The organism is Psychrobacillus sp. FSL K6-1267 (genome assembly GCF_038003265.1).
GTDB classification, from domain to species: Bacteria; Bacillota; Bacilli; order Bacillales_A; family Planococcaceae; genus Psychrobacillus; species Psychrobacillus faecigallinarum.
Genome location: NZ_JBBOOR010000001.1, coordinates 603,811 through 617,075, shown reverse-complemented (window position 1 = coordinate 617,075; position 13,265 = coordinate 603,811). Strand labels below are relative to the sequence as shown.

Annotated in this window: 19 protein-coding genes; all 19 read right to left on the bottom strand. The window is 37.6% G+C overall.

Annotated features, from left to right (window positions below):
• Positions 1-2: 2 nt before the first annotated feature.
• The 19 genes from MHB55_RS03060 to MHB55_RS02970 all read right to left on the bottom strand — a co-directional run bounded on the left by MHB55_RS03060 (position 3) and on the right by MHB55_RS02970 (position 13,257).
• Positions 3-2,114, bottom strand: coding sequence for a tape measure protein (locus tag MHB55_RS03060; protein ID WP_340862552.1), 2,112 nt, complete (start codon positions 2,112-2,114; stop codon positions 3-5).
• A 64-nt stretch (positions 2,115-2,178) separates the two neighbouring features.
• Positions 2,179-2,832 carry a hypothetical protein gene (locus MHB55_RS03055; RefSeq protein WP_340862551.1) on the bottom strand — a complete coding sequence of 218 codons (654 nt, stop codon included), beginning with the start codon at positions 2,830-2,832 and terminating at the stop codon, positions 2,179-2,181.
• 62 nt (positions 2,833-2,894) lie between these two features.
• Positions 2,895-3,059, bottom strand: a complete 165-nt coding sequence (locus MHB55_RS03050; protein WP_340862550.1) for a hypothetical protein — start codon at positions 3,057-3,059, stop codon at positions 2,895-2,897.
• 41 nt (positions 3,060-3,100) lie between these two features.
• On the bottom strand, positions 3,101-3,532 hold the full coding sequence (locus MHB55_RS03045; protein WP_340862549.1) for a phage tail assembly chaperone: 432 nt from the start codon (positions 3,530-3,532) through the stop codon (positions 3,101-3,103).
• A 66-nt stretch (positions 3,533-3,598) separates the two neighbouring features.
• Entirely contained in the window at positions 3,599-4,177 is a 579-nt protein-coding gene (locus tag MHB55_RS03040; RefSeq protein WP_340862548.1) for a phage tail tube protein, read from the bottom strand.
• A 17-nt stretch (positions 4,178-4,194) separates the two neighbouring features.
• Positions 4,195-5,517, bottom strand: coding sequence for a phage tail sheath family protein (locus MHB55_RS03035; RefSeq protein WP_340862547.1), 1,323 nt, complete (start codon positions 5,515-5,517; stop codon positions 4,195-4,197).
• Positions 5,517-5,720: a hypothetical protein gene (locus tag MHB55_RS03030; RefSeq protein WP_340862546.1), complete on the bottom strand. Its 204-nt coding sequence runs from the start codon at positions 5,718-5,720 to the stop codon at positions 5,517-5,519. The genes MHB55_RS03035 and MHB55_RS03030 overlap by 1 nt, the downstream gene beginning before the upstream one ends.
• Positions 5,721-5,725: 5 nt before the next feature.
• Positions 5,726-6,148: a phage tail terminator family protein gene (locus tag MHB55_RS03025; RefSeq protein ID WP_340862545.1), complete on the bottom strand. Its 423-nt coding sequence runs from the start codon at positions 6,146-6,148 to the stop codon at positions 5,726-5,728.
• Entirely contained in the window at positions 6,138-6,572 is a 435-nt protein-coding gene (locus tag MHB55_RS03020) for an HK97 gp10 family phage protein (RefSeq protein WP_340862544.1), read from the bottom strand. The genes MHB55_RS03025 and MHB55_RS03020 overlap by 11 nt, the downstream gene beginning before the upstream one ends.
• Positions 6,572-6,931, bottom strand: a complete 360-nt coding sequence (locus MHB55_RS03015) for a hypothetical protein (RefSeq protein ID WP_340862543.1) — start codon at positions 6,929-6,931, stop codon at positions 6,572-6,574. Before MHB55_RS03015 ends, MHB55_RS03020 begins: the two co-directional genes overlap by 1 nt.
• Position 6,932: 1 nt before the next feature.
• Positions 6,933-7,283, bottom strand: coding sequence for a hypothetical protein (locus MHB55_RS03010; protein WP_340862542.1), 351 nt, complete (start codon positions 7,281-7,283; stop codon positions 6,933-6,935).
• A gap of 13 nt (positions 7,284-7,296) precedes the next feature.
• Positions 7,297-7,623, bottom strand: coding sequence for a hypothetical protein (locus MHB55_RS03005; protein ID WP_340862541.1), 327 nt, complete (start codon positions 7,621-7,623; stop codon positions 7,297-7,299).
• A 16-nt stretch (positions 7,624-7,639) separates the two neighbouring features.
• Positions 7,640-8,683 carry a major capsid protein gene (locus MHB55_RS03000; RefSeq protein ID WP_340862540.1) on the bottom strand — a complete coding sequence of 348 codons (1,044 nt, stop codon included), beginning with the start codon at positions 8,681-8,683 and terminating at the stop codon, positions 7,640-7,642.
• A gap of 16 nt (positions 8,684-8,699) precedes the next feature.
• Positions 8,700-9,056: a hypothetical protein gene (locus tag MHB55_RS02995; protein ID WP_340862539.1), complete on the bottom strand. Its 357-nt coding sequence runs from the start codon at positions 9,054-9,056 to the stop codon at positions 8,700-8,702.
• Between the two features lie 14 nt (positions 9,057-9,070).
• Positions 9,071-9,664: a phage scaffolding protein gene (locus tag MHB55_RS02990; protein WP_340862538.1), complete on the bottom strand. Its 594-nt coding sequence runs from the start codon at positions 9,662-9,664 to the stop codon at positions 9,071-9,073.
• Between the two features lie 130 nt (positions 9,665-9,794).
• Complete coding sequence (locus tag MHB55_RS02985) at positions 9,795-10,004, bottom strand: hypothetical protein (RefSeq protein ID WP_340862537.1); 210 nt, start codon at positions 10,002-10,004, stop codon at positions 9,795-9,797.
• A gap of 62 nt (positions 10,005-10,066) precedes the next feature.
• Positions 10,067-10,267 (bottom strand): hypothetical protein, encoded by a 201-nt coding sequence (locus tag MHB55_RS02980; protein WP_340862536.1) that lies wholly within the window; start codon positions 10,265-10,267, stop codon positions 10,067-10,069.
• A 4-nt stretch (positions 10,268-10,271) separates the two neighbouring features.
• Positions 10,272-11,831 (bottom strand): minor capsid protein, encoded by a 1,560-nt coding sequence (locus MHB55_RS02975; RefSeq protein ID WP_340862535.1) that lies wholly within the window; start codon positions 11,829-11,831, stop codon positions 10,272-10,274.
• On the bottom strand, positions 11,815-13,257 hold the full coding sequence (locus MHB55_RS02970; RefSeq protein WP_340862534.1) for a phage portal protein: 1,443 nt from the start codon (positions 13,255-13,257) through the stop codon (positions 11,815-11,817). The genes MHB55_RS02975 and MHB55_RS02970 overlap by 17 nt, the downstream gene beginning before the upstream one ends.
• Positions 13,258-13,265: the final 8 nt, after the last annotated feature.

Here is a 13,265-nt window from a genome sequence, read left to right as displayed (position 1 = left end):
TGTTACACCCCTTCCGCTAATGATTCTAATGTTTCTTCTAACTTCTCACCAAAGTGGTCAATAACACCATCCAGATCCATCTCTGAATTGATATAGTTATCGTTCTTCATATTCACTTTCACTTCTGCAGTTGTGAATCGATTAATTACATCACGTTCGGCAATGTCTCTTAAATACTTTAAGTCTTCTGCAGAGGCATCCATCTTTTTGGCCATTTTGGCAGTATTACCAGCCGTGTCCTTACCTGCTTCACTTAAAGGATTAACAGCCCCTTGAATACCATTAAGGATATCTTCAAAAGGATTTTCAGATGAACCGTCTTTTCGGTCATCTCCAAAACTAAAATTAGATCCCTTATCATAACCAGTATCCCAAGCGGCTTTTAAATTCTTTGATTCCATTTTTGGAGCTTCCCAGTAACCTTCAGGTGCTTCTCCGACCATGGCATTTACTGCATTTTTCATTGTGGATAAATCACTTGTAATGGAAGTTCTATGGCTAAATTCTGTTCCTTTGCCTAAACCTAATGTACTGGCAATATCATCTGGTAATAAATCAATGAACCAGTTCCAAGCCTTTATAGCACCATTTACTGCAGATATAATTGCATTAACAAATGCTGTAGCAAATCCATCCCAGCCACTAGTCATTGCAAGAGCATTGTCTAAGAAGCTATTTGTCAGATTTGCAAAAAGTTTCATAACTGAGTATGTTGGATGTTGCCAAACGTTTACGAAAAACTCAACAACGGATGCGATGATATTCCAGAGAAGTGCAAATTGATTATTTATAACAGCAAACATTAACATAAAAGAACCTGTTACTATACCTGTAGCACTAATAGAAGTACCTGCGAAGTGGTTTATAGCACCAATTGCTCCATAAAACAGACCAATCAAAAGTACAATAGCTGCAATTACTAACCCAATTGGATTGGCCATCATGGCTGCATCTAATGCCCACATCGCGGCTGTCATTAAAATTGTTGCATATCTTGCTAAAGTTAAATAACTATATAATGCCAATATTGCTCCACCAACACCGTATATTATTGGTCCTAAGTAGCCCCAATGATCATAAAGAAAACCTCCTATGCTACCTAAAACATCTAAAGTTGCTGAAGCGACAGTAGAAAGCGAATATAACGAATTCACTATAGAATTTATAGCTCCTTGAAACTTTTCGTTATTAGCGATTTCATTCAACTTAATCAAAATTGGCTCAAAAGCCGCTAAAGCTTGATTCTTAAAACTTGTCCAAAGATCCGAAAAAGTCTTAGGCATTTTTTCGAAGGCAGCGTTGGTTTCTTCTGCTGCAGCAAACATAGCGTTTTTTACGATATCTGCTGTAAGTGCACCGTCAGAAGCCATCTCTCTGATTTTACCTATTGGTACATCTAGATAATCTGCTATACTCCGAATGATGTTAGGAGCACTTTCAAATACCGCATTTAATTCTTCACCCCTTAAAACGCCTGAACCAAGCCCTTGTGTTAACTGAAGAATGGCAGAACTCATTTCTTCCGTTGTTGCACCAGCTATTTTGAATTTCTTGTTTAACTGTTCTGCAAAAAACACCATCTCTTTAGTACTTGAAAATGCGTCACCAGCATTCATACCTACTCTAGCAACAATTTGTGCGGTGTCCATATACGAAGCTCTAGAACGTTCAGCAGAAGCAAATATCATTTGCTGCAATTGTTTATTTGTTTGTAGTCCATCATTTATCATATCTAAGCGCGCGCTTGTCTGAACAAGGGAATCAGAAACTTTTATAATCTCTTCAAGGCTTCTGATACCTACATAGGCAGCTATAAGACCGCCTATTTTACCTAGCAAACCGTCAGCAGCGGAAGTTCCAGCTCTTATTTCTTGATTAAACCGTTCTTGTGCATGTTCTGCTTGTCTAATCTCTTGTTCAACTTCATTAAACGCACCTTCTGCTCGAGATAATTCTTGCCTGGCTAGTTGAATACTTCTTGTATCAACTGCATTACCAGAAGCATGCTGTAATGACTCAAAACTGCTAATTACAACATTCATTGCCGTATTCATCGACTGAAAAGCTCGTGACATATTATCTTGAATTTGTATTGCCGTTCTTATTGTTGCCATATGTTTCACCACCTTAAATATAATAAAAAGCATCTGGTTTATCCCAGATGCTTCTAATCCAATATTATTTTATATATTCTTGACCATCTAAAATTAAAGAAATGACTTCTTCATTTTGAATTTTTATTTGAAAATCAGAACGGATCATAGCACTAAAACTGTTTTGTGATTCAACGTAACTCTGTATAGTTATTACTCCGTCTTGCTTTCCGAATCTCCATTCATTAATATTAGGAAATTTAGCAGTAGAAGGCGCCTTCAAAATAGTTTTAATAGCTTTTTGACTTCTATTTTGCAGGATTGACTTTTCATTTAGAGTTAATATAAATTCATTTAATTTTGACACAACATTTCCATTCTCGTATAGTACATTATCTACATATTTAATCAAATAGACTGTTTCATCTACATTCATGTACAGAATAAGGCTTGAAACATCATTTGTATTAAGCCTATAACCTTTTTCCCCTTCAAAATGAGCATTATCCAATAACTCATCATGTTCAATTTTAACTTTTTCATCAATTCCGATTTCTTTGAAAATATCTAAAACTATTTCAGCATTATCCCCAGAAATATCTAGCGATTTTGCTATCTTACTACTCGGAGTTGCCCCTAAACTATCAGCATTTTTAAAAGCAAATATAGTAGCAACTACTAAAATTATAAAAAATATTATAAAAAAAGTTATAAAAACAATTAAACACCCTTTTTTCACCTGATACCCTCCAATACACTAATACTTAAAGCATACAATATAGAGAGTAAATATTACCACAACTATTTCTTTTTTCTTCCTTTTCTTCCTTTTCTACTATCCCTCTTGGCTTCTTCTTCTTTCTTTTTGTCATTTTCCATTTTTATCTGAACAGCTGCAATGACAAAAGCCTTTTCATACTTAGGGAGAGATTCAAATTCAGACGGCCACTTATGAAGTTTATGCAAACAATAGTACGCTACATTGGCATCATAGTCACCGTCGTCAATTAGTTTTTTGCTTCTTCGACAGCCTCTTCCATACCTACATCAAAACCATTTTTATTTTGAATGAATTTTAGATAATCTGCGTACTCACCTGGTAATAACATTTTCTTCAGTAATGATTCTGCATCCAATACTTTGTAGCTATCTTGAAGTTCTTTGTTGTTTAAGTCAGGGAACAACGTACATTTCACAGCTAATGAAGCAAGGTAAGCATCATAATCAGTGGTTGGTTGAAACATATTCTTCTTACCTGGAACAGGTAAACGTTTAGTATGCTGCTTTCTTAATGACTCATCTTCATCAGAAGTTACTGCACCAACTTTCCAATTCATTACTTCTTTTGTTTCTGGATCAATAAAACGCTTGGACACTGGATGTTCTGCTATTTCTACCTTGATTGCATTTTGTGCTAAAAAAGCTGTTAAGTTACTCATTTATATTCACCATTCCTCTTTTTATTTTTAGGTATAAGAAAGCCTGCCGAATAGTAGGCAAGCTAATTAAGATTGCATAGATTTCAAAGGAGAAAACTCTTCTGGCATATCCCAATCTTCAAATGTAAACGAGATTTCATCTTCTAAATATTCGGCATCAGCGTCCAATTTGGCAATTTTTCCACCATCTAAGTTACAGTCAATTAAGATAGTAGTTTGACGACCTATACCAGATCCACCATCTTCATTAGTAACTTGGATATCAAAATAGATATCTTCACCCGTATCTTTATACCGTTTTAATAATTGGCGAAAGATTGAAGTGTTAAAATGGAAAGTTGCACTACCTTCATACTCTGCACCTGCTGACTTATTCCCCTTAGAGATACGTCCCATAATAGGAATCTTAGATTTTGTTTTGGTCATATCCGCATCTAGATTGATTAAATTTGCAAAACGATAACGATTTCCTTCGATTGTTACAAATGCGCGACCCTGTGCTCCATGAATTGCTTCCCATGCATCCATAGTTGGTTCGGAAAAGAACTGTAAATTTAATCTCATCGGTAATTGGGGTATTTTGCTTTGACTTAAAAAACGTGACAACAATGTCACTGCCACGATTCGTTTAAAAATTTTGTTCATCTATAGTTCCCCTTCCTTTACGCTACTGTGGTAGTGATATAAAGTTGCGACATGGCCACTGTTGGTGTTACAACCTCACTTACTACTACCGATTTTTTTGAATTCCCTTGATCAACCTTCAGCTCATCTTTGTTATAATTTTGGATTGCTCGTATACGTTGCATCTCTGTACGATGAGCTCCAATGTCAGCCCAGAGAGAAATACGCCCGTCAGCATCATTTGGCACTTGTCCAAGATAGCGAGTATTAAATAAATGGGCTGTATCAATAGCGATCTGGTCTAACACTCGGATAACCTGGTTCATACTGAAATCCTCGTTTTTATCGACTGTGAAGGAAGTGAAGGTATTTACATCTTCCAGTACGCGTATCTCATCGCCTACACGATGGAAAACATACTTACCGTCTTTCAATAATGCAGTCAATTGTGACTGTGTTTTCGTTTCGCTCATATCAAGCGTGAACTCACCGTCATACTTTTTATTCGTATTTGATTTATTCACCGCCACGCCAGCCTGCGCGCCTGCAGTCCAATAAACTGCACCAAATACTTCTTCATCAATTCCAATCGCGTTGTTTGGAACATCGATAACGCCTTCATGGTCTGTATTACCAAACTTATGACCAACCAATTGGAACTTAGCCCCTACTTGATCCCGTAAACGCTTGGCATATTCAACATAAAGTGATTTAACAGCACTCTCTGTTGATAAGCAGCCTAATGTATTAAATCCATATGCTTCTAAAGCATCCAATGCTTCTTGGTGTGCACCACCTGGAACTGTAGAACCATTAGAACCGCCTGCTAAAGGTGTTCCAGCTGTTGCTACTAATGTAGCGTCAGCTTTGAAAGTGACAAAATCGTTCCCAACAAGATCCGTTGCAGAAGAAACAGCTATCTGTTCATCTACTAATTCATTCTCAAGTAATGTGTGTACATCAAACTTTGTAGGATCATCTACATTAGCTTGAATCACGACCGTTATGTCATTCCCTCGAACGCCCTTATACTTTGCTTTAGCGAAAGTATTCTCAGCTGCAGTCGCACTAACTGCGAGTTTATAGAAATAGACCGTGACGGCATTTTTAAATACATCACGAATACCTTTTAACTTTGAATCCGTATAATCATAACCAAAGATTTTACGTGAATCTTTTTGTAAATCTTCCTGTGTTACTGCAAATACTTCTTCATCTGGTCCCCAATCAAGAGGGATAGGTAACCCAACAAATCCTCGCTCGCTAAGATTAACAAATGCGCGAGCTTTACTTATGAAGTTGTGGTATGTGCCTGGTAGCAATTTGTTTTGTGTAATGAATGGGCCTCCACCTAACGACATTATTCTTTACCTCCTTCGTCAAATCGCTTGATTAAATCATCCACCTGAGCGAATGTATAAACTTCGTCGTCCTTTAATAAGGCATTTAACAGATCCGTACGTCCTGCGTATTTGTTACTTTGGAGCAGCTGTCTCTTACCGAATTTGAAGGATGCTATTTCATCAGTGTTTGCAGTTGTTTCTTGTAACTTTCTTTTAGCCATCCAGTTCACCCTTTCAATTTTGCGCCATGGCTCAACGATTCCATAAATGTCTTCTCCTCGAATTCCTGTAGGAAAAAATTAAAGTGGATAAAATTATGAGCTATGCCGTCTACCAATTCACTATTAGAACCAGTGCCTAGCATTTGAGAGCCATTTAACAGCGCTATTTGTTTTAGTGCTTGTTGTGTCTTCAATGTCATATTAGAAGCTTCAGACGAACCGTTTTGAGGGAAGTACTGTACGTTAAATAGCGTAGTCACCTTCCATCGATTACCGATTTGCCGGATATGTTCTAAGTTCAAAAATTGAATCAAAAAAGCAGGAGTTATAAACCCCTGCGGTACTTCATCGATATACTTCTTGTAACCAAATCCGAAAGCTTGATGAAGCTTCATGGATATAGCTTCTTGGATGCCATTAATCTCCATCGAAAGCCTCCTTCAATAGTTTATTGAGTTTCTTTTCTAGTAACTTCGGTGCCTGTTGTTGTACTTCGTCAGCAGAAATGGTCATCATGAACCTCCCTTTAACCCAGCCCTGGTGGTTTCTTGTACGATGTCCAAATTCAACATACTGTGCATATTCCACTGGATTAATTACTTCTATTTCATATACATTACCACGTCTAACCACGTTCGCATCTATGGTCCATCCTCGTCGTAATGTACCTCCAGTTTTACCATCTTCATATACACCAACTGGAGTACGCTTAATTGCTTTTGAAAGCAACCTAGCAGCTATTTCTTTCGCAGCATCTTCACAAAATGTTGCTAAGCCTGCAGCCTCTAGTTTCTGCATCTTTTCTTGTAGGCGCTTCAGTTGTCGATAGTCCACCCTGCCCCATCTAGCCATTATGCGTACCTCTTAAAAGGTTCTAGCAATATTTCTTGATGGTTGGAATAAATAGCTGGTTCTCCACTCCTCGCAAAATCTAATGTTCTTCCTTCTTGAGTTACAGTTATTTTGGACCCAGCAGGAATGTCTAGTTCTGGTGCAATGAACAATTTCGTTGTCTGTGCAATCACAGCTGGCCCTACGGTGTTTGTTGTTGTCATTTGTTTTTCAAAAGACAACCTACACTTTTGTTTAGTTAATAAAGGAACTTCTTGGAAAGAGGAAACGTGTGTTACAGGATCTTCTACTTCCATCCAAATCTGTACTGTACAGATTCCTTTGTATAATGTCTCTATTGCGTTTCTTACTGCATTCAATTTACCACCTCAGTTTCCTAAAACGATTTAACTGACTAGCATAATCGAAGAGAAGTGCTTCCATGTGGGACTCTCGAGAACTTGACCGAGTTGCCTCAAATGTCACTTGCAGATCTCCTTCCTTGATGGCTTTAACTGTACCCGGGCTATCCGTATCACTTCGTCTCGAATTTCCTCTTATCAAATCAACGACCATATTCGCATGAGTAAATACAAGTTCTTTAGGAATATCCGTACGATTGCAGAAGGTGAGGATGGTTTGCCCCACCTCTGCAACATCCATTGCTAAAGAGGTATCATCAGGAAGTAATTCAGCTGGCAGTTTGGCTTTGATGATGTCAAATACATTCATGCCCTTACCCCTCCTATTCTCCTGAAGGAGTTTGGCTATCTTCTCCGTCTTCTGAGTCATTACTGTTTTCAGCAGCTTGGATAGCATCCAATATCTCTTTTTGCTTTTTGGCATCCCCAAGATCAATGTTGTTGTCCTTTGCATACTTCTTCAATTCAGGTACAGTCATTTCCTCAATTGTCTTAGGTACTTTTTCAATACGTTCGAATTTTGACTCAATCACCTTTAAATCCTCGATTGATTCAAATAGTTCCTCGGAAATTGTAGCCTCATCCCCAGCGCGGTATAAATCTTGGCCAAGTTTAACGTTGTTCGTAAATGTAACTCTGTAATCGGACATATAAAAGTCTCCCTTCTTAGTTAACTTTTGCTGCAAATATATTGTCTAATGTTTCGAATGAAGGTATCACAATTTCAGACACGATCGTTTGAACATTCACTGGATGAGGTTCTTTAATTGTTGTTATGGCTACACCAGTGTTAACAATAGACACATCAGCGACTGATTGTCCTGTCATTAAATCAGATTCTTCTGGAGTTGTACCATAGAACGTATTTCCTAACTGTCCTTCTGGAATTAGAGTGAAATAGTCATCCGGGAAGAAGTTCTGTAGGACGCCCTTTTCATCTCGATATTTTTTATTGTAAACAGCAACAGAAAGTCCAAACTTTGTTTGAAGGTATTGTTTTAATAGAGCATCTGTCATGATTACGTTTTGTCCGCCAAGTGGATTCATATCAAGAAGAATACTCTTATGCTTCATTAGGTAGCCCCATGTTTTACGAGTAGTGATTGCTTTAGTTGGTCGAGTACCGGTATTATCCTCAACCGTATCCTGCCATCTCAAAATGTCTTGGATTGGCGTGGAATCAGCAGCGCTCCATTGTGCTCCTCCCGCTAATACTTCCTTATGGTCACTCTTCATTTTGTAATCATAATCATAATTAATACGATTCGCAGTAATGGCAATTTTACCGGTAGCCAAGAGCTGCATGATCATTCTTTCTGGTTGAACATTCGCACCATTAACAAGTGTTGTAACATCATCATAGATATTCGCAACTAACGTTTTAGTCATTTCATCCAGATTAGATGCAGCAAGGCGATTTAATTCTTGACGATCCTTTTCACCGATTCTCATTGATTCACGAAAGAAAGGCATCTCCGTTTGTATTTTATTAAATCCAATACGGTCACGAACAGTAGCTTTAGCATCGAATTCAGACGGCATTAATGCTACTGGTAATCCATTAGATCCTTTAATCCAGCTTAAATCTAACCCAAGTTGTTTCTTGGCTGGGAAAAGTGTTGCCCCTAAGTATGGAATCCCATTGGAAGGGTTGTTCTGGTAATAAGCTGCAATATTTTTTGCATTTACTAAATCAAAAATTGTTGGCATTAATAGTCATCCTCTCTTATTTCAAAAATGTAATTTGTTTTAATGCTGTTACCGCTTCTGCTACAGGAGCTTCCGGAAGCTTGTCTAAATCGATAAATCCGTGTACTAAAGCTGCGCCTGGTGCAGGACCATGTGTTACGTCCGTATCGTTAAATAAGACTCCCTCGGCACCTGCAGCATTTGTTTTGACTGCCACTACGGATTCATCCGCTAAAAAGCCCCCACCTAAAATAGTGCCAGCTGGTACTATTTTCTTTCCGTTTACTGATGTAACCCCTGCATCTGATACAGTTACCGCTACGTTTACGTAATGGTCCGGGAATTTCAAAATTTCTTTCTTGTTTGTGAATGTTGTTTCTACAAATTTACTCATTAATATTTTCCTCCTTATTCAAAGTAAGATTTTTGTGCTTCCACTAATCCTTCATTGCCTTTGCTACGTTCTTCAGCAATCTGCTTACCGTAATCGTTACCTGGATTTTGGTTTTGTCCTCCATGTGGTGTTGCTGGAGCTACTCCATTGATTCTTTGAGCACCTTCTGGAACAAACAAAAAAGGCTTCGATGCTTGCAGTGTCTTTAACTGCTCATCTAGACCTTTGGTAACCTTGCCATTGTCGTCAAATTCAATTGTGGCCTTATCAATCTGTGTAATGGCGATATCCGTATCATGTACCTTACCAACAAGAGCTAGCTTGATAGCACTGGATAGCTGTGTTTCTTTTAAATCTTTTTCATATTGTTCCTTTGCAGTTGTGTTTTCCTGTTGCAATTCAGCAATCTTAGCCTGCAATCCAGCAGCATCTACTTTCTTAAGTTCCTCTAATTGTTGATCTCGTGAAGCTATATCCTTTTCAAGTTGCTTTTTAGCAGTGTTCACTTCATCAAAACGGGACTTAGGTATAGTATTGCCGTAACCTGAGATTACTTTATCTGCTTGCTCTGCAGTTAAACCTAATGCAATTAACTCTACATTATTCATTTCATTCTTCCTCCTTCAAATTACGCTTTTTAACGTGGGTGTCGTCCACGGATTTGTCTTGTTCTTTAACGTCTTCAATACCAAAAAGACGAATGCTATTTAACCGATAGCTCGAAGACAATAGATCACCTTACCCTTTCTTGCGAGGTCGCATGAATGTATGTGTAAACCAATGGGTGTTCTTTACAGCTGTTTTAGGCAAATCAGATAAAACAGGTTCAACAGTTACAAATTCTTCAGGATTATTTAAATATGTTTTTTGAGGTTTCTTTTTAACGATTAGGCAAAATAGAACCAACAAACCGATGAGTAATAATTGAAATAGCACCGTTACCAACACTTCTCACCACCTTTAAGGCATAATAAAAAGCACTCAACCATTTTGTTTGGTTAGGTGCTCAACTAATTTAATAAATATATGGAGTCATAAACTTTTTGCGCTTCAAAATATAAATCTGTCGCATCATCATTTTCATCTAACCCTTCAAGGGTGATATCGTATACTTCCGACAATAAGTCATTTACTTTTCCTTTTCGTAGCTCATCAAGGTTAGAGAGATGTTTCCTTAAAAACTCTTCATCTTTTTTTGACATTTTAATCACAGTATCACTCCTTTGCTTTAGGTGTAGTTTGAATCAAATGACCTGTTATCATGTTTATGGTCACTATACATTTTTCATTAATATATTGACGTGCATTATTTCTACTATCTTTAATATTTATTGGGTTCAAGAGTGCCTCTTTGACATCTTCAATTTGTACACCGGTCCTTTTCCCTTTTTTGGCCGTTCCAGCTTCAATTTGCCCAATAATTCTATCTACAAAATGTGATTTATAGCTTGTAATTGCAATACCGTCAGACGTAGTAAGACCAACCAAGTTTTCTCGAATTTCGTTAGCAACACTTTTATACGTATTATAACCCGTCAGTGTGTGAATATCACCTTTCTCAACAGCCATTTTAAAACCCTTAAGATGGTACCATTCATTGCTATCATTATACTTTATTTCTTGGAAGGCATCCAATGTATTAGGATCATTATCACCTATTATTTGTTTATAACTTGCATACTCTTTTTTATCCGCTTGTTTATTCGCTTTCTTTTTCTTAGAATTAGCCAATTTCTCTTCGCCATGTTTTTCAACTTGCGACTGATACCATTCACCATACTTCATGTTGCCAGGTACATAATATGTTTTACCTTCCAAATCTCTTGCAATTCGCTCACTATAATCATCCTCAAAATAAGGTGCCGTTGTAGTCCTACACCTAGCATGGAAAGGATTAGCTGTTACACCAGGCTCGAAATCAGTCATGTTAAATACTTTGCCATCCATGCTCCGGCATATTTCACTTGTCTTACCATCGAGTGTTGCAATGATTTCATACTTTCGAACATCAAGCTCATTGAAAGCATCTTTTTGAGCTGCAGCACTGAAGAAAGAAGCTTCCGTTTGAACTAAACGAGCTGCATTAGAACGGGAAGAACCCATTTTCTTAGTAATTACACTGATTAATCTATCTGGAGCCTCTCCTCTTGCCACAGTTTGCATCAGATTGGTTTGTAGTAAATGGATTAATTGGTTCTGATCACGCCATATTCTCCGACTGAATGTCATGTCATCCGCAGTCCATGGCTTACTGATTATTTTTATAAGTTGTACCTCATCGATCGCTTGCAAGGTAAACCCGACTTCAAAACCTTTTTGTATCTCAAACGCCACATGATAATACTGTTCTTGATAGGTCTCTTTCATCAGTTGCTCAAAGCCTTCTAACTGTTCCCCGTAGAGCTTTTCAACGTGATGCCTTAGTTGTAATTGTAAACTCTCTAAACGGCTTATATGGACACGAGAAGAAGCATTTTCTAGTTCCTTCATCCATTCTTGGTTAATGGCATTCTTTTCACCGTATTTAATGTACTCTTCTACTGTCCATTGAAACTCTTTAAGCTCACCGGACTTTAATAATATCTTAGCTTTATCAAGTGAAATCTCATTGTTAATAGCAAATCGGTTATACCATTTCAAAATGTCTGCCTCAATAACGTTGTACGTTTGAATATAGGCTTTTTCCAAGTCCTTATAGTAAGTAGCCCCTTTGTTAAATTGAGCATCTTCTAACTCTTCAAAACGTTCTCGCCAGTAATCACGTGTCTGTGCCATTTACATCACCTTGCTTCTTCTGGAAGGTAGTGTCGTAGTTATCATGCATATCCATTTCTTTCTTTCTCTGAACTTCTAAGCGTTCCTCCACCTCATCTGTATACCATGGATGGTTTTCTCGAATGGTTTTATCATCTAGGATTCCTACTGAGTTAGCGCAATCAGTAATCACTTCTGATTCACTGATGATGATGTCTCGGTTAAAGATGAAGTCTACTTTCTCATTGGAAAAGTCTCCAAATTTCTTTACCTGAAGATAACTATTAACAAACCAAATAACCTGTTCTAAGCTCGCTTGGAACTCAGTCTCAAGAATGTTGCAGTCCATATCTAAATCAGAGTAGCGGTACCGTAATGCGACACCAGAGGCATTACCTAAGTTAGAATCGGTTGTGTCTACACCTCTACCGAACTCATAGATGGTTTTACGTCCTCGTTCCAGTTCTTTTTCATTTGCATCTGTTTCAGGCTTTGACTGAATGGTATCCACGTCGCCATTTTCATCAAGATTAATTGCACGATATCTATTTAAGTCTCCTAAGAACTCTGCAAGATCCTCGCCACCATAATTTTTTAACTTCCATATCACTTGTGCTATATCCGCTAATATATCCGCATTCGTTGAAGCTTGCATATTGTAGTTATCGATAAGTGACTTGATACTTTCAATCAATGGTTGCTCTTCCTCGTTATATTTAAAAGGGATTAGCGGTATTCGTTCCCACAAAAAAGGTTCACCGTTTATCATGAAGTTATGGCCAACACTAAGACCAGCAACGTCATCTGGAACTAGCTTAGCACCATCAAAGATAAAATAGTCTATACCTTTTTCATGATGATATTCTACCTTCTCTATGACCTTCTTTATTTTGTTTTCATAGATGGACTCGGAATAAAAATATATAAATGATTGAATGGCCGTATGCTCATTGTCTTTCCAAAACGGAATGACTTGTTGAGAAGGCAGCTTCTTGAATGCAATGTTTCCTTCTTCATCAAAGTAAACATATAAATAAGCCTTACCATTGTTAATTGCTTCTTTCCCAATGTTCTTCAAGGTCTTTAAGAACTTTCGATTGAACACCTGCTTTAAATGTTCTGCATATGTTTTGTTTTCCGTAGCGATGGTTGGTTCCTTAGATAATAGATAGCCCACCTTTTGGTTAACCAGCTTCTTAGCAAAACCATGTTCTAGCTTGATATTAGATTTCCATTCAATTTCTTGCCTCTTGTTTTCTCTAATGTCCATTTTCTCTAGATAGTATTTTTCACCAGTTAGCATACTCTTGTAGCTTTCTGAAGCTTTCCAGTCTTTAAGTTCTTGAACCAATACTTCATTGATGGTTAGCCCTTCACCTACCATACGACGGATAATGTCGTTCAGATATTCGTAATAAGGTCTCTTGTATAGATCTTCAACCAACATTTATTCAC

Bases quoted from the DNA above. Each gene is read 5' to 3' on its own strand.
- MHB55_RS03010 (WP_340862542.1), bottom strand. From the start codon at position 7,283: ATGAATGTATTTGACATCATCAAAGCCAAACTGCCAGCTGAATTACTT.
- MHB55_RS03035 (WP_340862547.1), bottom strand. From the start codon at position 5,517: ATGTCGTTAGGTGGAGGCCCATTCATTACACAAAACAAATTGCTACCA.
- MHB55_RS02995 (WP_340862539.1), bottom strand. From the start codon at position 9,056: ATGAGTAAATTTGTAGAAACAACATTCACAAACAAGAAAGAAATTTTG.
- MHB55_RS03000 (WP_340862540.1), bottom strand. From the start codon at position 8,683: ATGCCAACAATTTTTGATTTAGTAAATGCAAAAAATATTGCAGCTTAT.
- MHB55_RS02975 (WP_340862535.1), bottom strand. From the start codon at position 11,831: ATGGCACAGACACGTGATTACTGGCGAGAACGTTTTGAAGAGTTAGAA.
- MHB55_RS03030 (WP_340862546.1), bottom strand. From the start codon at position 5,720: ATGGCTAAAAGAAAGTTACAAGAAACAACTGCAAACACTGATGAAATA.
- MHB55_RS03045 (WP_340862549.1), bottom strand. From the start codon at position 3,532: ATGAGTAACTTAACAGCTTTTTTAGCACAAAATGCAATCAAGGTAGAA.
- MHB55_RS03005 (WP_340862541.1), bottom strand. From the start codon at position 7,623: ATGTCCGATTACAGAGTTACATTTACGAACAACGTTAAACTTGGCCAA.
- MHB55_RS03025 (WP_340862545.1), bottom strand. From the start codon at position 6,148: ATGGAGATTAATGGCATCCAAGAAGCTATATCCATGAAGCTTCATCAA.
- MHB55_RS02970 (WP_340862534.1), bottom strand. From the start codon at position 13,257: ATGTTGGTTGAAGATCTATACAAGAGACCTTATTACGAATATCTGAAC.
- MHB55_RS03040 (WP_340862548.1), bottom strand. From the start codon at position 4,177: ATGAACAAAATTTTTAAACGAATCGTGGCAGTGACATTGTTGTCACGT.
- MHB55_RS03060 (WP_340862552.1), bottom strand. From the start codon at position 2,114: ATGGCAACAATAAGAACGGCAATACAAATTCAAGATAATATGTCACGA.
- MHB55_RS02990 (WP_340862538.1), bottom strand. From the start codon at position 9,664: ATGAATAATGTAGAGTTAATTGCATTAGGTTTAACTGCAGAGCAAGCA.
- MHB55_RS03020 (WP_340862544.1), bottom strand. From the start codon at position 6,572: ATGGCTAGATGGGGCAGGGTGGACTATCGACAACTGAAGCGCCTACAA.